This window comes from Psychrobacter sp. PP-21 (assembly GCF_033790785.1).
Taxonomy (GTDB): domain Bacteria; phylum Pseudomonadota; class Gammaproteobacteria; order Pseudomonadales; family Moraxellaceae; genus Psychrobacter.
This window is the reverse complement of record NZ_JAMYEB010000012.1, coordinates 46,048-67,371: the sequence shown is the minus strand read 5'-3', so window position 1 is coordinate 67,371 and position 21,324 is coordinate 46,048. Positions and strand designations below refer to the sequence as shown.

The window sequence follows — 21,324 nt, the reverse complement described above, 5'->3', positions numbered from 1 at the left end:
GCGGTATTGTTAGTGTTGAAGAAATGGCTTTTATTATCTTGGATAAAACAAACAAATGTAAAAAAGAGGCAGTCATGGAAGAACAACTTATTATTTGTGAAAAACAAGGAGAGGGTGTCAGTGTCATCACACTGAATCGACCCAAAGTACGCAATGCATTAAACAGCGAGCTGCGCCAGCAAATGGCAGAGCTATTCATTCAGTTAAATGACGATCCACAAACCAAAGCGATCGTGCTGACAGGTGGTGATAAGGTGTTTGCCGCAGGTGCTGACATCAATGATTTCTTAACCGCTAAGACAGTCGATGTGTACTTACGTCGTAGTGAGCAATATTGGCGTGCGATTACTGATTGCCAAAAGCCGATTATCGCCGCGGTGAACGGCTATGCGCTTGGCGGTGGCTGTGAGCTTGCCATGCATGCTGACATCATTGTGGCGGGGCAATCTGCCAAGTTTGGCCAGCCTGAAATCAAGATAGGGCTTATGCCAGGTGCAGGCGGCACTCAGCGATTGTTTCGTGCTATTGGCAAACACAAAGCCATGAAGATGATACTAACAGGTGACATGATTGATGCTGATGAAGCGGACCGAATGGGATTGGTGTCTGAAGTGGTTGCAGACGACAGTACCCTCACCCGTGCTATTGAGATTGCCACGCAGCTGGCAAGTTATTCACCCATTGCCTTGACTCAGATTAAAGAAGTATCGATGCTCGGTCCCGACATGCCTTTAGATAGTGCACTGGCGTTAGAGCGTAAGGCGTTTCAAATTCTATTTGACACTCATGATCAAAAAGAAGGTGCCAAAGCCTTTTTAGAAAAGCGTCCTGCAGAGTATAAAGGCTACTAGACTCTATCACGCCCCTTATTTCTGTTGAGGTCCACGCCGACCAAATCCTATCGTAAATTATATAGAGAGTTATTATGACCGTGAATACACTTGCCATTGTTGGCACTGGCATCATGGGCATGGGTATTGCCCAAATTGCCGCTCAAGCGGGTATCCAAGTCCTTTTATATGACGCCAAGGCAGGCGCTGCTGAACAAGGACGAGCATCACTACAGGGTACGCTTGAAAAACTGGCTGCCAAAGGCAAATTTACTGCTGATGAGCTGCAAGCAACTTTAAATAATTTGACTGTTATTCAGGAGCTGAGCCAGATTGCTACCGCTGAAATTGTGGTTGAAGCCATTATCGAAAACTTAGACATCAAAAAACAGCTGTTTGCCCAGTTAGAAGAGGTTGTTAATACCGATGCTATTTTGGCGACCAATACCTCATCGCTATCCGTCACAGCGATCGCCGCTGACTGTGACCATCCAGAGCGCGTGGCAGGCTTTCACTTCTTTAACCCAGTACCACTGATGAAAATTGTGGAGATTATTCCAGGAATATCCACGCAGCATTCAGTTGTTGAGGTTCTTACCGATTTGGCCAAACGCATGGGACATCTGGGTGTGGTCGCAAAAGATACACCAGGCTTTATCGTCAATCATGCAGGCCGAGCGTACAGTACCGAATCCTTAAAAATACTGGGCGAGGGTATCGCAAATTTTGAGCAGATTGATCGTATCTTACGTGATGGCGCTGGGTTTCGTATGGGTCCGTTTGAGCTGATGGATCTGACTGGCGTTGACGTGTCACACCCTGTGATGGAATCGATCTATGAGCAGTACTACCAAGAAGCCCGCTACCGTCCGCATCCATTAACCCGTCAGATGCTAGTAGGCAAAAAGCTTGGCCGTAAGGTTGGCGAGGGGTTTTATCACTACGAAAACGGTCAGAAATTACCAGTGGATAGCGCTCAAAATCAATCGTCCAAAGCGCTTGTATCTGATGCGACTATCACCTCAGTTTGGATTGGGGCTGATTTGGCAGAAGACAAAACACAGCTGGTCGACTATCTAAATAATCGTGGTGTCCTTATTGATAACAACGAAAAGTCGAGTTCTGATAGTTTGGTGTTACTCGCCATCTACGGCGAGGATACGACCAACGCGGCGATTCGCTATCACGTCGATCCTAAGCAAGCGGTTGCCATTGACATGCTTACCGACCTTACAAAACATCGTACGTTGATGCCAAGTCTTGTGACACAAGAGCAGTTTGTAGCACAGGCCTACACGCTATTTAGCAGCACAGGTAATAAAGACTCAGATAGTAGCAAAGCAGATATGCAAGATACGGGAAGTGCCACGCTGATTGCCGAAAGTACAGGTTTTGTGGCGCAGCGTGTGGTTGCGATGGTGATCAATCTTGGCTGTGATATCGCGATGCAAGGAATTGCCACGCCAGAGGATATCGATAATGCCGTCAAACTTGGGCTAGGTTATCCGTATGGTCCGATCTCTTGGGGCGATCATCTTGGCGCCTCGCGCGTATTGCTCATTTTAGAGCGTATATATGCACTTACAGGCGATCCGCGTTACCGCCCAAGCCCTTGGTTACAACGCCGTGCCAAACTAGCTGTATCATTGTTTACTCAGCAAACCACCTATTAATACGAACGACAAAGTATTTTCGCCAAACCATTATTCAGATTTAAAAAATACGACAAGGAAACGTTATGTTAGATGCCTATATTTATGACGGATTGAGAAGCCCATTTGGTCGCTATGTTGGCGCATTAGCAACCGTGCGCCCTGATGATCTCGTTGCTGCAGTCATGAAAGCGTTGGTCGAAAAGCATCAATTGTCTAGTGATGTTTTTGATGAAGTGTTGCTAGGCAGTGCTAACCAAGCTGGCGAGGACTCTCGCAATATCGCACGTAACGCGGCTCTATTAGCAGGATTAGATGTCACAACGCCAGGTCAGACCGTCAATCGTCTATGTGCGTCAGGTCTGTCTACTGTGGTCGATGCTGCACGCAGTATCACGTGTCATGAAGGGGACATTATATTAGCAGGTGGCGTCGAATCCATGACGCGAGCACCTTTCGTCTTTGCCAAGACAGAAAAGCCCTTTAGCCGTGACTTTAAGGTATTTGATACGACTATCGGTAGCCGGTTTCCCAATCCAAAGATTATTGAGCAGTTCGGTAGCGATACCATGCCGCAGACGGGCGATAATGTCGCGCAAAAATATGGCATTACGCGCGAGGAAGCCGATAAATTTGCCGCTGCATCGCAAGCCAAATACCAAGCTGCCAAACAAGCAGGGTTCTTTGACGATGAGATAACGCCTATCACCGCCCCCCAAGGTAAGAAATTGCCCGAAAAAGTCGTTACAGATGATGAGCACCCTCGCGCCAGCTCCGACATTGCAGCGCTAAAAAAGCTTAAACCCTTAAATGAAAATGGTGTTGTTACGGCAGGTAATGCGTCTGGTATTAATGATGGTGCTGCTGCGCTCATCATCGGCTCAAAACAAGCAGAAGAAAAGCTAGGCTTCAAACCGATTGCCAAGATCTTATCATCAGGGGCGATGGGTGTTGAACCCAATATTATGGGTGTGGGTCCTGTTGAAGCGATTAAGCTGGCGCTAAAACGTGCGGATTTAACCCTTGATGATATGTCTGTCATTGAGATCAATGAGGCTTTTGCCTCACAGGTACTGGGTTGTCTAAAAGGGTTGGATATTGATTTTGATGATAAACGCGTTAACCCCAATGGTGGCGCTATCGCGGTCGGTCATCCGCTGGGCGCATCTGGTGCACGGATCGCTTTGAGTGCCGCTCGAGAGCTACAGCGTACGGGCGGTAAATACGCAGTGGTTAGCTTGTGCATTGGCATCGGGCAAGGACTTGCCATGGTGATAGAGCGCGTCTGATATTAAAAGGGCGCACACCGAATTACTGATTATAGTTGATTTAGCTTAAAAGAGAGACCAGGCAACCAAGCGCAGATGACTATGTGATACTTCAAGTGAGGGCAGCGCGGTAACTCTTTATAGAGGATTGACTATATCAAGGACTATTTAATATCAAGGAAGACACTATGACAACCATACTCAACGAACACGATAACTACCATCAAGCCGAAGACGCGTATGGGTTTCCGTTAATTATTAAGCAGCTGCTCAACCGTGCCAAAATCGCTTCTACCAACCAAACCATCAGCTACGCGGACAAAGTAACTTATACTTATGCTGAGTTTTTTAAGCGTATCAACCGTTTGGCCAATGTCCTAAAAAACATGGGATTGCAGGCAGGTGATGTGGTCGCGGTCATGGATTGGGACAGTCATCGTTATCTTGAGGCGTATTTTGCCGTACCGATGTCGGGTATGATTTTACAGACCGTCAATGTGCGTCTGTCTGAAGAAAAAGTGCTATACACCGTCAACCATGCTGCCCCAAAAGCCTTATTGTTAAATGCTGAATTTGCGCCAATGATCAAAGACTACCGTGACGATGCGCCTTCTATTGAGCATGTGATGTGGGCTGATGATGCAGAGGGCGAGAAAGCAGCGCTACCTGACTATGTCGATGGTGAGTACGAGGCGCTGTTGGCAGCCGCTAGTGATGAGTTTGATTTTCCAGATTTCGATGAAAACACCATCGCCACTACGTTCTACACCAGTGGCACCACAGGTGATCCAAAAGGAGTTTTCTTCACTCATCGTCAGATCGTACTACAGACGATGGCAAGCACACTGGCATCAGCGCTCAATGCCGAAGGTCAAGGCGCGCGCTATAACGATGTCTATATGCCGATGACGCCTTTATTCCATGTCCATGCATGGTGCTGGCCGTATGGCGCTACCATGATCGGGCTAAAACAAGTATACCCAGGACGATATCTGGCACCAAAGCTAGTCGATTTGATTGAGGAGCATAAGGTCACGCTGTCACATGGCGTCCCTGCAATACTGCAAATGCTCCTCAAAGAAATGGTAGAACGCGGTCGCAAATTTGAGAATCTAAAACTACTGCTAGGTGGCTCAAAGCTCAACGAAGGCTTGGCCAAAGCTGCTATCGAGTGCGGTATCGAGTTTATGTCAGGGTTTGGGATGTCAGAATCATGCCCTGTGCTGTCTCGAGCGGTATTTGATGACAAGACCGAGTCGATGACCCTAGAGGATAATCTCAATTATCGCTGTCTATCAGGTTCGCCAATTATGCTGGTATCGATGGAGATCTGGGACGAAAACGGACAACCTCAACCAATGGATGGCAAATCGACGGGCGAGCTTGTGATACGCGCGCCGTGGCTGACCCAAAGCTATTTTAAAAACCCCGATGCAGGTAATGAGCTGTGGAAAGGTGGCTGGATGCATACGCAGGATATTGCTTGTATGACCGCTGATGGTACGCTCAGCATTACCGATAGGCTAAAGGACGTCATCAAGTCAGGCGGTGAGTGGGTGTCCTCGCTTGAGGTCGAAACAATTCTCTCTTTTCATCCGAGCGTCGCTGATATCGCAGTGATTGGTGTTCCAGATGAGCGTTGGGGCGAGCGTCCTCTCGCATTGGTCGTGCTAAAGCCAGATTATATCGATACAACATCGACAGATATTTTGGCACTGGGTCATCAAGCGGTTGATAGAGGTCATTTGCCAAAATATGGCGTCCCAAGCGAAGTAAAGTTTTTGTCAGAAATGCCAAAAACTAGCGTTGGAAAACTTGATAAAAAACGCATGCGCTCGATGTACTCAGAACATTTAATCTAACCGAACAACCTTATTACCATCATAGTGACCCTAATAATAGAAAAAACTATATCTCCCTAGTGTCTGACTAAATGCTAGGGACAGGGAAGGTGTGTGTGAGCCACGAGCACCCTGAGTCACATTCATCATCTATATAACAGGATCTGTCTAATAAAAAGAGAAAAATTATGGAAGCTGCACCAACGTTCCCAGAAATACAAAAGATTGTCACAAGCGATGACAATCATCCTTTGCATGATTTTACGGTTATCTATCCTCAGCAAGTGGAATGGGGTGATATGGATTCCTTTGGTCATGTCAATAATGTGGTTTATTACGAATATGCTCAAAACGCTCGTATTTATTACAACAGGCGATTGGGTTTGTTTAACGAACAGACGTCTTCGGTGATGGCAGCCTCATCATGTCGATACCTCAAATCGGTTGCTTATCCTGATGAGTTATGGATTGGCATCAAGGTCAAAAAAATCGGTAACTCAAGTCTAATTCACGAATATACCTATTATAGTAAGGCGCTTGAGACAGTCGTTGCAATTGGTGAGTCAGTGCTGGTCTATCTCGATAAACTGAGCGGACAAAAAAAGCCAATTGATGAGTCGCAAAAAGACGCGATAGTGGCATTAGAGAATATTGACCAAGAAGCATAACGCTCAATACGTCGATCACGCCGTGATTATGTTTTCAAATAGGCGTTAACCCTTATATAAAGGGTAATGTGGCGCAAAAACACTACTGATAGCCACGGAGCTGATAGTGACGAAGCTAATGGTAACGGAGCGAAAAACGTCACAGCAATTTGGATTGATAAGGATATCAACATAAAACAGGGAATGGATGAATGATGCTTTTTACAAAGAGGCTATCTGTAGGTTTGGCTATAGCGGCAACATGTGCCTCTGCACAAGCGATAGATATTGTGACGACGGGTGATACCACGTTGAGTATCGGTGGTTATATCAAAGCAGAAGGATTGTTTAACTCTCCTGATGACGAGGATTCGGAGTTTAAGGGAAACTTACGCCAGTCACGCATTAATATTAAGACAACTAAATCCGTCGAGGACAAAAAACTAACTGGGTTTATCGAAGGTGATTTTTATGGCGATTATGCCAAGAGCGGCTCGAACCTACGCTTGCGTCATGCTTATATTCAAGTGGATGATCTGACAGTGGGTAAAACGTGGAATGGTCAGTTTTTGGCAGTCGCGCCACTCTCCACCGAGCAGCTTGACTTTTGGGGTACAGGTATCGGTACAGCCTCAGGTGGCGGCTCATATATTCGTCCAGATTTGACGGTGCATTATACTTATAAGGGACTGCGTTTTACCGCCCAAGATCCTGTCTATGACGATGCCAGCCTGCCTGATATGGTGGTCAGCTACAAAGATAAGATAGCTGATTTTGATTATAATGTGGCGGTGACCGCTCGCGAAGCTGAGAATGGAGACGATTCGGATGTGGGCGTTGGTGTGTCCTTAGCAGGCAAGTTGGCTTTGGGAGAGCATTCGCTTCATGGTAGCGTGTTTAGTGGTAAAGGCATGGGTGCCTATTCTGCCGTCTGTGTTGGTGGACCTCTTATTATGAATGGCGGTGCTGATTGTGATGCTGAAAATGGCAAACTGATCTCACAAACGGGCTATAGCGTCGGTTATAAGCATCAATATACTCAAAAGCTGCGTGGCAACTTGCGTTATGGCGAGGTCAATGTCGAGGATGCGGCAGATACTTCTGCTAATGTCAAAAGCGCCAATCTTATCTATGAGTACCTACCAGGTTTGGATTTGGGTATTGAGTGGAGAAATCAAGACGTCACGACCTTTCCGTGGATGCCAGCAGGTCAGCAAATTGAAATAATGGCAAAATACGAGTTCTAAGAGTGATGAATTGAGAGGTGCGCTGTTTTTGGTGACATTCATAATATAGCTCACGATAGACTTATCATGCTGCTAAGCGCATTACAAAACACCCCAGACATTTATCAATGCATGGGGTGTTTTGTTTGGTGAGGGTTGCTACTAAATATCTATAAGTGCTGTATCGGTTCATCCCAATAGGGCGGTGAACCGTAATATCCTTCGATAAAATCAATAAAACATCTGATTTTATGTGGCAATAGCTTTCTATGAGCATACACCGCATACAATCCCAACGTCTCGGGCTCGTAATCAGGCAACACCATCACAAGCGCCCCTTTACGTAGTGCTTCACTCGCAATAAACGTAGGCTGCAATGCTATTCCAGCACCTGCTATCGCAGCATTGACGAGCAAATCTCCATTGTTGCTGGTTAGCTCCGAGCTGGGCTGATTGCTGGTATGTAGACACTGATAAATATCTTCTTTGCCGTATTTTTCCATATAACTGTAATGCAAATAACGATGGTTTTTTAGATCTTCAGGTTTGCTAGGCACGCCATACTTTTTGAGATAGTCAGGGGCTGCGCACAAGATGACGCGGATAGGCGCAACTTGCTTGGCAATCAGCGATGAGCTTTTGAGCTGACCGATACGCAGTGCCACATCAAACCCTTCCTCAACGATATCCACTTTGCGATCGTTCAACTGCAAATCGACATTAACAGAAGGATAAAGTGCCTGAAAGTCCGTGACCAATTGTGCCATGTGTTTGAGGGCAAAGGATACAGGCGCGCTTATTCTCAATGTACCTTTTGGATTCTGCTGCAGCCCACCTAGTTTGGACTCCATATCATCGATACTGAGTAACACTTGTTGTGCATGCTCAAAGTAATGAGTACCTGCTTCCGTCAGACTGACTTTACGGGTCGTGCGGTTCAGTAAGCGCATATCCAGTCGCTCTTCTAGCTTTGACACATATTTGCTCACCAACTGCGGCGACAGTTGCATGGCTGTAGCGGCATTGCTAAAACTGCCCTCAATCACCACTGATACAAACGCCCGCATCGCATCAATTCTATCCATTATTCAGGTTTTCCTTCCAGCGGTTATCAATATTCTCTCGTCAGTCATCTTACGCTGTTGCTTGACTCATAGTAAAGCGCGTCATCGAACCGGAAGCATTTTCTTTTATTGAAAAATCAGGTTTAACTCATTACCAGCTATCTAAAATAAATAATGACTCAGACTAAATATCGACAGCAAGGTAAAGCGTTGTTATGGAAGTCAGAAATATTATTGGCTAAGAATACGTATCTACTAGGTAATAGCGTAACTGTTACTGATAACGGTATTATGCCGTTCGTGCGCCCATTTGCTCATGTAGATTATGATATCTTTTATAGTTTGCCATAGCCGAAATTTCAGCCATGGCAGGAAGGGGATTCGGTAGTGGGTTTTCCTATCTAATAGCTATAGACGTCACTTAGCTATGTTTTCTGCTCTGTTCAACCTTACTATCTATGTGTTTTGTTTTACTGTCATGCTGAGATTTTTGCTTAGCCTTTAGTGCTGCTTTCTGCTGAGCTGCTTTTTGTTTAGCCTTTAATGCTGCTTGTTGTTTGGCTTTGAGTTCGGCATTATATTTTGCTTTTTGCTTAGCTTCTATTGTATTTTTCTGTTTTTGGGTCAAATGATTTGTGTCTTGTTGAGGAGCAGCATTCGCTGGACCAATAGCAGCAAAGCAAGTAGATAAAGCAATTAGTGAGCTGATAGCAATATTTTTTAAGTTGATGTTTTTCATAGTAGGGTCCTTTTAAGCTCATTATAAGTATGAGTAATTGTTAAGTGATTAAAAATATATAAATAGAACGTCGCTCTATTGCATAAGTAGATAATAGCGGGTTGTAGTGTTACATACTTTTATGAAAGTTAAAGAAAGGTGACTTTTTCCATCAATCACTCAGCCATTGATACCATTGTAAGTGCCTTGTGCTAACGGCAGGCAAGTTAGCAATACTCTAGAGACGATGCTTACTCAACATCATAAATTCGTTTTTTCACTAGAGCCTTAATACATTTTGGGAAGCTTGTTAGTCGCGGTATTAATCGATTATATTATCCATGGATTATGATGCGAATAACGCATGTTGTTATGACAATAGGATAAATGACGAGCCAAATACGCTATCTACTACGTGTTCGGCTCGTCATCTAAAGGTGACTCAGATAGAGTGTTGATAACGAGGTAAAGTTTCTGCAATTTTTGGAAGGGTGCCAACTGATGGTACTTAAATTTGTTTTAATATATTTAATCAGTCGCAAATCACGGAACATTTTATGTGCTTTAATGTTGTCCGAGCGACCGATCCACATATTTTGAGGTATTGGATCAAGCGCTTGCTGTGGAGAGGTTGGATGATAATATTGAATATGCAGCTTTCACCATCCTAGCCTATAGTGCTACGTGAGCAGCGGAAACTGATAAATATTGGCATAAACGAAAATAGCAATCAGCACAGCGACGACACTGAACCACACCATATAGCGCTGATGCGCTGACCATGACACATGCCAATTAATCTTGCTCCGCGCGGTCAGCCACTCCATTATGCTAATAGCGATGATTAGCCACAATGACCCAACCAAAAACCCACCAATCACATCGCTAAGATAATGCTCATTGAGGACGATTCGACTCAGTCCTATAAGCAAAAATAGCAACAGAGCAAGTGACAAGATACGTACTTGTCGAACAAAACTTTGGCTAAAACGAATCATCATGTACGCAAGAAACCCATACAGTGCAATGCTGATGGTGGCATGACCACTTGGAAACGAATAGGTATGCTCTTGCAGCAAAATATCAATCGGGCGAGCGCGCTGAAAGACCATCTTATTTATAAAAGTAAAAGCAGTGCTGCCAATAGTCGAGATCAGTAAGCCTATGATGATATAAGGCTGACGCAACATCATACATAAAATAGCAGTCAGTAAGATGATCAAACAGGTGACGGGAGTAGAGCCTGAACTGGTAATTAAAATAAAAAAATCTATAATGCCAGATTCGCGCAGTACACTCATATGCTGCGACACAAACAGATCGGTGGTCACGATAGAGTCAGCACTCACCACATCCTCAACCAACCCTGCAAACAGCGCCAAAATATAGATATTCAACAGCGTTGATACAGTGAGTATCAATCCAGAAAAGTGACCACGTGCAAAGCGCTCTGTGATAAAGCCAAATAGCGCTGGGTATCTACGCTGTAGTCGTACCATCATTGGCAGGCGTGCCAGATGTTCGCGTAGCCAAAGATCAGCGCGAGAGACCAATGCCAATGCACGCTTGCCATAACGAATCAATAAGTGCTGTACCAGCCATAATAGTGCCATAATAAAAATAAGTACCATGCCCAAGCTAATTAGCTGAGGATGTCGTTCAATAAATTGGATCATGGATAGACTTATTCCTTTTATCATAATGGTTCGGTATCCAAGTACCGAACCGTGTGCTTATGGTCATGATTACTATGGCGACTGAATAAATTCGAGAATTGAAAGTATAGGTCATGCATTAGGCAGTCCCAGCATAACCAAACAGCAGACACTGTAACAGAGCTTGTGATCGTTGCTGTCTAATTTTCTTTACAGGGTGTCGTTATTTAAACAAGTGGTGATTTTACTGAGTAGCGTTTTGAGAAAATTACTTTTTTAGGCCCAATAGTTGTTTGAAAGGATAGGGTGCGTTATGGTTTTAGCCGGATTACTGTTTTTCATTATTGTTCTTATCTGACGTCCCTCAAATTAAGCTCAGGTTGTTGAGGGAGTCACTCAAATAGTACTGTTAAAACTTAGAATAACAATTTTTACTTCACTCTGATGGAATGCCCAACCATATGAATATCAATTTTGCAGATCTAGAAAGACTCATCGAGCTGGCAGAAAGTGCCGATATACAATCCTTAGAAGTGAGTGATGGTGATGCGCGTATCTCTATCGTTTGTCAATCTGATCACAGTGAAGACAGCTCAAATCACATCAATAATAGCCATTCCAAAACAGCACATCTAAAGCCGCAAATTGATACCGATGTAGAGGGTGATCATAAGGCTGGCGTTACAGCGGTGGCAGACACTCATTCTCAAGTAATAGCGCCTATGCTCGGTACTTTTTATCTTCGCTCTGAGCCGACCGCTGAGGCGTTCTTTGAGGAAGGTGATCAGGTAGCAGTAGGGCAGACACTATGTATCATTGAAGCCATGAAAATGATGCATGAGGTAAAGGCAGAAGTTAACGGTACGATTCAAGAGATTCTAATCGAGGAAGGTGAGGTCGTAGAATATGCACAGCCCTTATTTATTATAGTGCCAGACAGTTAAAGTCACTCAATAGTTGCTCCACATTGTATAGACGCTGCACAAACACTGCATGTGATACTATATTTTTAAGGGAATAAACATGTTCACAAAAATCTTAATTGCCAATCGTGGCGAGATTGCGCTACGTATTATCCGAGCTTGTAAGCAGCTGGGTATTCAGTCAGTCATTGCGCATTCTGAATCAGACAAAGACTCGTTACCCGTGCGCCTAGCCGATGAAAAAATCTGCATCGGGCCTGCCAATGCCACACACAGCTATCTTAACCAACGAGCGCTGGTTTCTGCTGCAAAGCTTACCAATGCGCAAGCTATCCATCCAGGCTATGGTTTTTTATCTGAAAACGCAGACTTTGCGGCCTTAGTTGAAGACTCGGGTCTCACGTTTATTGGTCCAACGGCTGACAATATCAGAAACATGGGCGACAAGGTCGAAGCCAAAAAGCAAATGACCATGGCTGGCGTGCCTTGTGTACCTGGATCGAATGGCGCATTGCCTGCTGATTCAGAGCAAGTTATCAAGATTGCCCGTAACGTTGGTTATCCAGTCATTATCAAAGCAGCAAGCGGCGGCGGCGGGCGTGGTATGCGCGTGGTCGAAAAAGAAGCCGACTTACTCTCTGCGATTTCTATGACGCAAACAGAAGCCAAAGCCAATTTTGGTAGCGCTATCGTTTATCTCGAAAAATACCTACAAGCACCGCGTCATATCGAAGTGCAAGTCATGTCCGATACCCACGGCAATGCGATTTATTTAGGCGAGCGTGATTGCTCTATGCAGCGTCGACATCAAAAAGTCATTGAAGAAGCGCCAGCACCCGGCATTACCGAAGAGCAACGTCAGAAAATAGGCCAAGCCTGTGTCACAGCTTGCGAGCAAATGCAGTATAGAGGCGCAGGCACGTTTGAGTTTTTATACGAAAACGGTGAGTTCTTCTTTATCGAGATGAATACTCGTGTGCAAGTTGAGCACACCATTACTGAGATGGTGACGGGCGTCGATATTGTGCAAGAGCAAATCAGAGTAGCGGCAGGACTGCCACTGGCATACAAGCAAAGTGATATCGCCATTACCGGACACGCTTTTGAGTGCCGTATCAATGCTGAAAACGCGCAGACATTTTTGCCAAATGCTGGACGCATAGACTACTGCCACATGCCAGCAGGGTTTGGTATCAGAGTAGACAGTCATGCTGAATCGAACTATACCGTGCCGCCATCTTATGACAGTCTGATTGCCAAGATATGTGTACAAGATCGTTCAAGAGAAAAAGCGATAGAAAAAATGCGTGCAGCATTATGGGAGGCGCAAATCACGGGTATTGATACCAACATTGGTTTGCATCAACGTCTGTTTGAAGATGAGGTGTTTTGTCAGGGTCAAATGAGCATTCATTATTTAGAACAGTGGATACAAGACAATATATAAAATCAGGTATTGCCCGCAAAAATGAAAACCAAATCTGACATTAGCGTCAGAAGCGTCAGAAGCGTCAGAACCAAGATATAGTCGGTTCAATATCATTTGGATACAAGGAAGGCGAGTGAAAGCACCACAAGTCGTAGACTAACCGAGCCTGACACCGTATCCAATTTATAGGTGATTTGGCTATAGCAGATGAAAAATAATGGAGCACATGCTAATGGAACTACAATGGAAAATATGCAGCGAGACTAACCTAGCATTGTTTTTCCCAAAACCAACCACCTTAGAAAAACAACAAAAATGCTGGGCGCTATCAGACAGCATCCAAAAAATGCCAGAAGTCGTCGAAGTAGTGATTGGGATGAATACGCTCAGTGTATTTACTGTGGCACTGACATGGGCTGAGCTGGATTGTTTTAAAGACAAGCTATCAGCGCTACTTGATGACATTCCTTCCAAAACTATTGATGGTAAGCATGTCGAGATACCAGTGCATTACGGCGGTAAATACGGCCCCGATCTGGCAGCCATGGCAGATAGTCTAGATCTCTCGGTTGAAGCTGTTGTTGAGATACACACCAAAGCCACTTATACCGTTTATTTTATCGGTTTTCAGCCAGGTTTTCCTTATCTTGGCGGCTTATCTGAGTCGCTGTATTTCCCAAGACATGCCATACCTAGGACCCAAGTGCCAGCAGGCTCAGTGGGTATAGGCGGCGAGCAAACAGGGGTTTATCCTTTTGCTTCCCCAGGGGGTTGGCAGTTACTAGGTCAGACGGATACTGCTTTATTTGACTTGACCAAGTCTGTGCCAACGTTGCTGAACGCTGGTGATACCTTGACATTTACCGCGATTGATATTCATCAATAAGCGGTAAATAAAAGCCACATAAATTCAAAAGATATATAGACAGGTGGTATCGATGAAAATTTTAACGGCGAGTGCCCTTGCCAGCATTCAAGATTCGGGTCGAGTAGGTTACCGAAGCATGGGCGTGGGTAGAAACGGCGCAATGGACAGTTGGGCGCTACAAGCTGGCAACGCTTTGATGAAAAATGAGGCAAACGAACCTGCTATTGAAATAGCGCTTGGCGCGCTGACCATACAGTTTGAAGAAAGCGTCAGCTTTTGCTTAACGGGTGCTTTATACGAAGCCTATCTAGATGACAAACGCGTTCCTTGCTACTGGCGTATTAATGCGACAGCAGGGCAAACGCTCAAGCTGTTGCGCCCGCTACAAGGCATGTATACCTACCTATGTGTGCATGGTGGCTTTGATATTGAGCCAGTGTTGCAGTCGGTTAGCACCAATCTCAAAGCAGGGTTCGGCGGATTTGAGGGCAGATATATAAAAGCCGATGACACCTTAACGGTAAAAACCGAATCAAACCTGCCTGTCATTGGGGTGGCTCGGCTTGCCCCAACCGAGGTTATTCGAGTGATGAAAAGCAGTGAGTATGATTGCTTCACTGAGTCGTCTCAACAAGCTTTGGAAACACAACTTTGGAAACTACAAACCAGTAGCAACCGTATGGGTTACCGCCTTGAGGGAGCAACAGCGCTTGAATGTAGTAAGCCCATAGAGATGAGCTCACACGGTGTTGATATTGGAATGATTCAAGTGCCGCCACAAGGCCAACCTATTGTGCTAATGGCAGACGGTCAAACGACTGGCGGCTATCCCAAAATCGCGACTGTCATCCGCGCAGACATAGGTCTGATGGCACAGATTAAATTTGGCAAAACCTGTCAGTTCGTCGTTGTGTCATTAGAGCAAGCGTTAAATGAACAACATAAAAGACAATATTATATTGATCAAATTAAGGAATATGCCCATGAAAATTGATTTAAACGCTGATATAGCTGAAGGCTGCGGACAAGATGATAAGTTATTGAAAATAGTCAGCTCAGCCAATGTCTGCTGCGGCCTACATGCGGGCTCTTATAGCGAGATGCTGGCAACGTTGCAGTTGGCAAAAGAAAACAACGTAAGCGTGGGCGCGCATCCTGGTCTCAATGACAGAGAAAACTTTGGCCGTATCCATCAGCCGTTAAGTGAAGCAGAATACCGCGCGTTATTGGTGTATCAGCTGGGCGCGACTAAAGCGCTCTGCGATTTGGTAGGCGTGTCTTTAGACTACGTCAAACCGCATGGTGCGCTGTACAACCAAGCCGCTATCGACGAAGACTTATCAGATATTTTGGTCAGTGAGATCAAGCGATTTGATCCAAACCTAAAGGTTATGGGTTTGTCAGGTGGCTATTTGGTTAAATCAGCTAAGAAACACGGTTTAGAAGCAATATCAGAAGTGTTTGCTGACAGGAACTACGAAAAAGACGGTTCACTGGTCTCTCGTAGTAAAGACAACGCCTTAATCACCGATACAGATGAGGCTGTTAAGCATGTCTTGCAAATGGTCACTGAAGGGACAGTCACTAGCACCTGTGGTCAGACCGTACCCGTAGAAGCACAAAGCATCTGCCTACATGGGGATAGTGAACACGCCATTTTATTTGCCCAAGAAATCAAGAAACAACTAGAGCTCAAAGGTATCACGATATCTGCCTACTAAATATTTCGGTCTCAGTTAAACATTAAGTTAAGGAATCTATTATGGATATAGAGCAAATAGCGCGTGTGGTCACATTGGTTGAAAATAGTCAATTGCATGAAGTCACTATTGCTGATGGTGATCAGTCCATTAAAGTGGTCAATACTCTAAAAGTGCCAAGTAAGCCAAGTCATATAGCTATTAACGATGCTAATAACGATGTTACTAGCGCTACTGTTAAGCCCAACAAACCAAACAGTAAAATAAGGCAAGTCTGTGCGACCTATGTGGGGCAGGTCTATTTAAGCGAAGACGCTACAACAGATGATCTTATTAAAGAAGGCGATCATATTCAAAAAGGTCAAACCGTTTGCTTTATTGATGAGCTGACCCGTTTGCTACCAGTTGTAAGTGATAAGAGTGGTATTGTCACGGCAATCTTGGTTGAAAGCGGGCAAGGTGTTGAGTACGGACAGCCCATCATGGTACTCGCAGATAACACCTAATTCAGGTGCTCCTATATCAGTATGGTTGTTCTTTTTGTCTTCATTGCTTTTGTTGCCTTGAGCGTTTAAGTAGTGCGGTGATAGCTTGTCAGTGCTTCGCGATATTGAGCGATGATTTGTGACATACAGGTTTAAAGCCTTAAACCACCAGTTTTAACCACGCCAGATATCTTCTAAGCATCACTACACGTATACACATTATATCAATGTCCTCCTCCATGTTTTTTATACCCCCTAATACCAAACCAACTATAAACACTGTGTTGATAATCATTCAATATAAGTGGGCTTACTCTTTTATAGCGACGATAGTAAAGTATGTTTATACCAATATTAAATCACTTATCGCACTAATACGTTATGGAGTAAGTACCAATGAAATCATCGCTACTAAATAAAATGTTGACCTCTAAAGCTGGGGTTGCCGCCCTAATTCTTCGTGTACCTGTCGGCCTAATCTTGATGGCGCACGGTGCCCAAAAGCTCTTTGGCTGGTTTGATGGCAATGGGCTGGCAGGAACGGCACAGTGGCTGAGCAGTATGGGCATGGAACCTGGGTTGCTGATGGCTATATTAGCTGGCGGCGCTGAGTTTTTCGGTGGACTCGCTCTGGTACTCGGGTTACTCACACGACCTGCTGCATTGGTCGCTGCATTCACGATGCTAGTGGCTATCTTTTCTGTCCATATCAGCAATGGGTTGTTTTCTGCTAACGGTGGCTACGAGTATGCATTGACCTTGATGGTTGCTTTACTGTCTTTGGTCGTACAAGGTGGTGGCTCTTTTAGTATAGACAAAGCATTAGCAGCAAAGCTAGGACGCGCGTCATAGTTGGCTTTAGAGATCACCTTTTGACAGTTATGTTTAAGAGCTTACCTGTAATCGTAATCAGTACAGATAAAAGTCAGTAAAAACCAAAGCCAGTAAATATAAAACGACCTACTATTAACAGTCACCTTTGATGAATAGGACAAGGAGAGAATTATGACAGCACATTCATCTGGCCAGACAGTTACTCAGCCTGTCCTATTTATACCGCATGGTGCCGGACCCTGTTTTTTTATGGACTGGCAGCCTACGAACACATGGGATAGTATGGCAAACTTTTTGACAGGTATTCATACTCGACTTCCGGAGCGTCCAAAGGCTATCTTAATCATTAGCGCGCACTGGCAGATGCCTGAGTTTACAATTACTACGAGCATAGCGCCTGATCTCATTTATGATTACTATGGTTTTCCTGATCATACGTATCAGCTGACTTATCCAGCATCAGGTGAGCCAGCGTCGTCTAAACGAGTTAGTAATTTGCTGACAGCGGCAGGCATCCCAAATACGCAAGATGCGTCACGCGGTTTTGATCATGGGGTGTTTATACCGCTAAAGGTGATTTTTCCTAAAGCAGATATTCCAGTAGTACAACTGTCACTGCGTAATGATCTAGACCCAACAGCGCATCTGACGGCAGGTCAAGCACTGCAGGCATTACGTCAAGAAGGTGTATTAATCATCGGAAGCGGTATGAGCTTTCATAATATGAGGGGCTATGGCGATGCGCATTTTACAGCGCCATCAGAGATTTTCGATGACTGGTTGACCCAAACGATTGAATCTGACTCAGAGCAGCGAGATGCAGCGCTTAGAGACTGGTCGATGGCGCCTCACGCGCTTGACTCACATCCCTTAGGTGCAGAGGAGCATTTACTGCCGCTGATGGTAATAGCAGGTGCAGCAGGTAATGATAAAGGCACCAAAATTTACTCCGAGCAAGTACTTAAAACGCAGTTATCGGCTTTTCAGTTTGGCTAAATGCTGATACAACAGTTCTCGTTTTCTTAGTAATGTAGAGTAGTGGTCTCTCAAAATTTGCAAGTATGACTCTTATCGTCTTATCAGAACGGGCCTGCAAACGATAAAACCCTTACGTTTGTCTCATAACAATCTGCACAAGAAAACAGTATTATTCTAGGGCGTGTCTTCAATTCAATCGATGGTCATCTAAATGGACTAAAAATGGCTAAATTTTGCCAAACCGCGTCAAATAGCTGGTTAATATCTCGATATTAACCAGCTATTTTCCTTGTTTGACGGCAATTTATCTCATTTTTATTACCATTTTTAAAATAAAGACACGCCCTAGAGGAAAGTCACTGTTTTGATGGCTATTAAGAAGATAGCAGGTAGGCAATCGACAAAAAATAAAAAAGGAGTAGCAGCCATGATGATTAACAAGGTGAGTAGGGCGTGTCGAAAGGTGGTCATTGTACTGTTGAGTGTCAGTATGGTTTCTGCATTTGCTGCAAATAATGAAGGGGAAAAAATGAACATTACCGTTTCTCAAGGTGAGTTAAAAGGCAAAGCAGATAATGGCGTTACTACCTTTTACGGTATTCCTTATGCACATAACCCTTTTACAAAAGCGCTTAGGTTTAAGGCACCGCAGTCTTACGAGAAGTGGGAAGGCGTGCTAGATGCTACTGCCAAAACAGCACCAGTACCGCAGCCAGGACGAGAGAAAAAAGTTCAACTTGTGGGCGCTGTGGGTGACTTGATATTAAATATATGGGCACCCAAAAATGCCCTAAAAACAGATAAGCAATTACCTGTCATGGTTTGGCTACCCGGTGGTGCCTTTATACGAGCAGATGCAGGCGAGGAAGCCTATAACGGTACTAGCTTTGCAAAAAACGACACGATTGTTGTCACGGTAAACTACCGAGTCGAGTCAGTACGCTCTTTGCTGAAGCGCTTGGAGTGGCACCTACGACGACCGATATCTCTCAAGTACCACTTGACGATTTGGTCTCTGAAGTGATTAATATCGGCAATACGGTAAAAGATAGAGACGAGTGGGGCATGATGTCTTGGGGTGGTACGGCGTTTTTGCCTGTGAACGATGGTGATATCATCAAAGAATCACCAATGAAAGACCTGATAAAATATGCAGATGCATCTACCAAAAAAGCGAAATTCACCTCCACCCGACACTAAGGTGGAAGTGAATTTCGCATCACTGGCTAGCATCGCTGATTCTGAATATACTGTTTAATAATATCTAATGGCGTATCACCACAAGCGCTTGTAAAATAGGAACGCGACCAAACACACACTCATTAATAAAGAAAGCATTTATGAAAATCAACAAAGCGTACAAATTTAGGCTTGAGCCTAATGCAGAGCAGGAGATTATTTTAAATAATCTTGTCGGCTCTGCACGTTTTGTTTGGAATCAAATGCTAGCGATCTCATTTGAGATGTTTGCTAAAGATGAGTTTATCAATGCCACCAACCTTGTTAACAAAATTATAGGTTTAAAGAACAACCCTGATTTCGAGTTCTTAAAAAGCAGCTCAAACGCGGTGTCTTTACAACAAAAAGTACGTGATCTGGCATCGGCTTGGTCACGTTTCTTTGATCCTAAAGCACATGACAGATTAAAAGAAAATAAAAAGAAACCTCGCAAACCCAAGTTTTTTAAACTGGCTGATGGCACAGAGATTCAACGACGACCATTGATGCCACAATTTAAGCGCAAATCCGATGGCTGCGACTCAATTCGCTTGGTGCAGTTTGATAAATACTGCCGTATTGAGGGCAATCGAGTAAAACTGCCTAATGGCATTGGTCTGGTGAGGTTTAGAAAATCGCAAGACATTACTGGCACGATTAAAAACATCACCATCAGCAAGAAATCGGGGCACTGGTACGTGTCGTTTGGCACAGAACGTGAATTGACTGAGAACCCTCGCCACCCCTCTAAAAGCGCCAATTGCTTGTGAAGATTTAAAAGTAGCCAATATGTCGAAATCAGCTAGCGGTACGGTGGAGAATAAAGGTCGTCAGGTTAAAGCCAAGTCAGGATTGAATAAATCCATCCTAGATCAAGGCTGGGGCATGATGGTCAATATGCTTGAGTACAAGCAGCAATGGCAAGGCGGCTTACTGATTAAGGTAAATCCACGCTACACCAGTCAGACCTGTTTTAAATGCAAGCATATCGCCAAGGAAAACAGACAAACTCAGTCTAAATTTGAGTGCGTCAAATGTAGGTATGTTGCGAACGCTGATTTTAATGCGGCTCGTAATATATTAGCGGCAGGACATGCCGTGTTGTCTGCGGAGGGAGGATGCGGTAAAGGTCGCCCGTTGAAACAGAAAACAAGTGACCTTCGTGAGAAAGTCGCCTAAGAGCATTTGCTTTTAGAATCCCCCACTTGAGCTTCTCGAAAGTGTGGGAGTATGTCAATCCAGTGATTGTCGGTAGTACCGATCAAGAGGCAAGGCTTTACTCTGTACCAGGAGGTGCTATTGATAAGATTACCTCTACACAAAGATCTCAATTGCTAAATGACTTATCATTGAATGGTAAGCCACTTAAGGTATATGCACCTACCAATAGCGACAAGTCTGTTGGCGATAGCTTTGCTGAGCATTTAATCAAAAACGGTAATAAAGTATGGCATTATAACTTTTCGTGGTTGTCACCAGCATTCGATGGACGGCTAGGCGCGGCACACTTTGTGGATGTGCCTTTTACCTTTAACGCGCTCGGTAGCGAGCAAGCCAAAAATTTCGTTGGCGATGAGCCACCGCAAAAACTTGCCAATACCATACACCAAAACTGGATTGAGTTTGCTCGTACTGGGCAGGTGAGCTGGGATAACTATAAGCTTACAGATCGAACAACCATGAGATTCGATGTAGACTCTGAAGCGGTTAATGACCCTGAGCGCGACGTCAGAATGTTATGGACCGATTACTCTTTCTAAATGGATTGTATAGCTGATGACGGCCTTGCTAATGTAAGGCCGTTATTTTGTTGTGGGGATATAAATGTTTGATGGTATGAGAAGCAATCTGACTGAGCAATAGTGGGTGTAATATCCTAGTGTTTTTAGACATAGGGCGCTAGTACCGTCAGCTTAGCAAGCTTTTGACTTGAAAAGAATTGTACCATGACCAATTAAGTGTAACGGTTATAGACGCTAGCAAAATAA

At 44.4% G+C, this 21,324-nt stretch carries 22 protein-coding genes and 1 pseudogene; 19 read left to right on the top strand and 4 right to left on the bottom strand.

Annotation, left to right across the window (positions count from 1 at the left end; genetic code table 11):
- Positions 1 to 74 precede the first annotated feature (74 nt).
- The 6 genes from NJD71_RS10135 (at position 75) to NJD71_RS10110 (ending at position 7,485) form a co-directional block, all read left to right on the top strand.
- Positions 75 to 851, top strand: coding sequence for an enoyl-CoA hydratase (locus NJD71_RS10135; protein WP_319051847.1), 777 nt, complete (start codon positions 75 to 77; stop codon positions 849 to 851).
- A gap of 74 nt (positions 852 to 925) precedes the next feature.
- Entirely contained in the window at positions 926 to 2,503 is a 1,578-nt protein-coding gene (locus NJD71_RS10130) for a 3-hydroxyacyl-CoA dehydrogenase (RefSeq protein WP_319051846.1), read from the top strand.
- Positions 2,504 to 2,568: 65 nt separating this feature from the next.
- Positions 2,569 to 3,771 carry a 3-oxoadipyl-CoA thiolase gene (locus tag NJD71_RS10125; RefSeq protein WP_319051845.1) on the top strand — a complete coding sequence of 401 codons (1,203 nt, stop codon included), beginning with the start codon at positions 2,569 to 2,571 and terminating at the stop codon, positions 3,769 to 3,771.
- A gap of 167 nt (positions 3,772 to 3,938) precedes the next feature.
- Positions 3,939 to 5,612, top strand: a complete 1,674-nt coding sequence (locus NJD71_RS10120) for a fatty acid--CoA ligase (protein WP_319051844.1) — start codon at positions 3,939 to 3,941, stop codon at positions 5,610 to 5,612.
- Between the two features lie 167 nt (positions 5,613 to 5,779).
- On the top strand, positions 5,780 to 6,259 hold the full coding sequence (locus NJD71_RS10115; protein WP_319051843.1) for an acyl-CoA thioesterase: 480 nt from the start codon (positions 5,780 to 5,782) through the stop codon (positions 6,257 to 6,259).
- A gap of 191 nt (positions 6,260 to 6,450) precedes the next feature.
- On the top strand, positions 6,451 to 7,485 hold the full coding sequence (locus NJD71_RS10110) for a hypothetical protein (RefSeq protein ID WP_319051842.1): 1,035 nt from the start codon (positions 6,451 to 6,453) through the stop codon (positions 7,483 to 7,485).
- Positions 7,486 to 7,634: 149 nt separating this feature from the next.
- Here the strand turns inward: NJD71_RS10110 and NJD71_RS10105 are convergent, their stop codons facing one another.
- Complete coding sequence (locus NJD71_RS10105; RefSeq protein ID WP_319051841.1) at positions 7,635 to 8,549, bottom strand: LysR family transcriptional regulator; 915 nt, start codon at positions 8,547 to 8,549, stop codon at positions 7,635 to 7,637.
- 153 nt (positions 8,550 to 8,702) lie between these two features.
- On the opposite strand from NJD71_RS10105, the gene NJD71_RS10100 reads away from it, so the two are divergent.
- Positions 8,703 to 8,879: a hypothetical protein gene (locus tag NJD71_RS10100; protein WP_319051840.1), complete on the top strand. Its 177-nt coding sequence runs from the start codon at positions 8,703 to 8,705 to the stop codon at positions 8,877 to 8,879.
- Positions 8,880 to 8,949: 70 nt separating this feature from the next.
- Here NJD71_RS10100 and NJD71_RS10095 read toward each other — a convergent pair whose 3' ends face one another.
- Positions 8,950 to 9,267: a hypothetical protein gene (locus NJD71_RS10095; RefSeq protein WP_319051839.1), complete on the bottom strand. Its 318-nt coding sequence runs from the start codon at positions 9,265 to 9,267 to the stop codon at positions 8,950 to 8,952.
- 659 nt (positions 9,268 to 9,926) lie between these two features.
- On the bottom strand, positions 9,927 to 10,922 hold the full coding sequence (locus tag NJD71_RS10090) for a phosphatase PAP2 family protein (protein WP_319051838.1): 996 nt from the start codon (positions 10,920 to 10,922) through the stop codon (positions 9,927 to 9,929).
- Positions 10,923 to 11,362: 440 nt separating this feature from the next.
- Here NJD71_RS10090 and accB point away from each other — a divergent pair, with 440 nt between their 5' ends.
- The 10 genes from accB to NJD71_RS10040 all read left to right on the top strand — a co-directional run bounded on the left by accB (position 11,363) and on the right by NJD71_RS10040 (position 19,318).
- The gene (accB, locus tag NJD71_RS10085) at positions 11,363 to 11,845 is read left to right on the top strand and encodes an acetyl-CoA carboxylase biotin carboxyl carrier protein (RefSeq protein ID WP_319051837.1); all 483 of its coding nucleotides are present in this window, start codon (positions 11,363 to 11,365) and stop codon (positions 11,843 to 11,845) included.
- 79 nt (positions 11,846 to 11,924) lie between these two features.
- Positions 11,925 to 13,271 carry an acetyl-CoA carboxylase biotin carboxylase subunit gene (accC, locus tag NJD71_RS10080; RefSeq protein ID WP_319051836.1) on the top strand — a complete coding sequence of 449 codons (1,347 nt, stop codon included), beginning with the start codon at positions 11,925 to 11,927 and terminating at the stop codon, positions 13,269 to 13,271.
- Positions 13,272 to 13,485: 214 nt separating this feature from the next.
- Positions 13,486 to 14,139 (top strand): 5-oxoprolinase subunit PxpB, encoded by a 654-nt coding sequence (pxpB, locus tag NJD71_RS10075; RefSeq protein ID WP_319051835.1) that lies wholly within the window; start codon positions 13,486 to 13,488, stop codon positions 14,137 to 14,139.
- A 52-nt stretch (positions 14,140 to 14,191) separates the two neighbouring features.
- Positions 14,192 to 15,115 carry a biotin-dependent carboxyltransferase family protein gene (locus NJD71_RS10070; protein ID WP_319051834.1) on the top strand — a complete coding sequence of 308 codons (924 nt, stop codon included), beginning with the start codon at positions 14,192 to 14,194 and terminating at the stop codon, positions 15,113 to 15,115.
- Positions 15,105 to 15,842, top strand: coding sequence for a 5-oxoprolinase subunit PxpA (pxpA, locus tag NJD71_RS10065; protein WP_319051833.1), 738 nt, complete (start codon positions 15,105 to 15,107; stop codon positions 15,840 to 15,842). Before NJD71_RS10070 ends, pxpA begins: the two co-directional genes overlap by 11 nt.
- A 41-nt stretch (positions 15,843 to 15,883) precedes the next feature.
- Positions 15,884 to 16,327 (top strand): acetyl-CoA carboxylase biotin carboxyl carrier protein, encoded by a 444-nt coding sequence (locus NJD71_RS10060; RefSeq protein ID WP_319051832.1) that lies wholly within the window; start codon positions 15,884 to 15,886, stop codon positions 16,325 to 16,327.
- Positions 16,328 to 16,702: 375 nt separating this feature from the next.
- The gene (locus NJD71_RS10055) at positions 16,703 to 17,158 is read left to right on the top strand and encodes a DoxX family protein (RefSeq protein ID WP_319051831.1); all 456 of its coding nucleotides are present in this window, start codon (positions 16,703 to 16,705) and stop codon (positions 17,156 to 17,158) included.
- A 153-nt stretch (positions 17,159 to 17,311) separates the two neighbouring features.
- Positions 17,312 to 18,136, top strand: coding sequence for a DODA-type extradiol aromatic ring-opening family dioxygenase (locus NJD71_RS10050; protein ID WP_319051830.1), 825 nt, complete (start codon positions 17,312 to 17,314; stop codon positions 18,134 to 18,136).
- 409 nt (positions 18,137 to 18,545) lie between these two features.
- Positions 18,546 to 19,142, top strand: a complete 597-nt coding sequence (locus tag NJD71_RS10045; RefSeq protein ID WP_319051829.1) for a carboxylesterase family protein — start codon at positions 18,546 to 18,548, stop codon at positions 19,140 to 19,142.
- Positions 19,082 to 19,318 (top strand): hypothetical protein, encoded by a 237-nt coding sequence (locus NJD71_RS10040; RefSeq protein ID WP_319051828.1) that lies wholly within the window; start codon positions 19,082 to 19,084, stop codon positions 19,316 to 19,318. Before NJD71_RS10045 ends, NJD71_RS10040 begins: the two co-directional genes overlap by 61 nt.
- A 26-nt stretch (positions 19,319 to 19,344) precedes the next feature.
- On the opposite strand, the gene NJD71_RS14000 is transcribed toward NJD71_RS10040, so the two are convergent.
- Positions 19,345 to 19,437: a transposase gene (locus NJD71_RS14000; RefSeq protein WP_442967672.1), complete on the bottom strand. Its 93-nt coding sequence runs from the start codon at positions 19,435 to 19,437 to the stop codon at positions 19,345 to 19,347.
- A 21-nt stretch (positions 19,438 to 19,458) separates the two neighbouring features.
- On the opposite strand from NJD71_RS14000, the pseudogene NJD71_RS10035 reads away from it, so the two are divergent.
- Positions 19,459 to 20,515 (top strand): annotated as a pseudogene (locus NJD71_RS10035) (RNA-guided endonuclease InsQ/TnpB family protein).
- 26 nt (positions 20,516 to 20,541) lie between these two features.
- Positions 20,542 to 21,096 (top strand): hypothetical protein, encoded by a 555-nt coding sequence (locus NJD71_RS10030; protein ID WP_319051827.1) that lies wholly within the window; start codon positions 20,542 to 20,544, stop codon positions 21,094 to 21,096.
- Positions 21,097 to 21,324 lie beyond the last annotated feature (228 nt).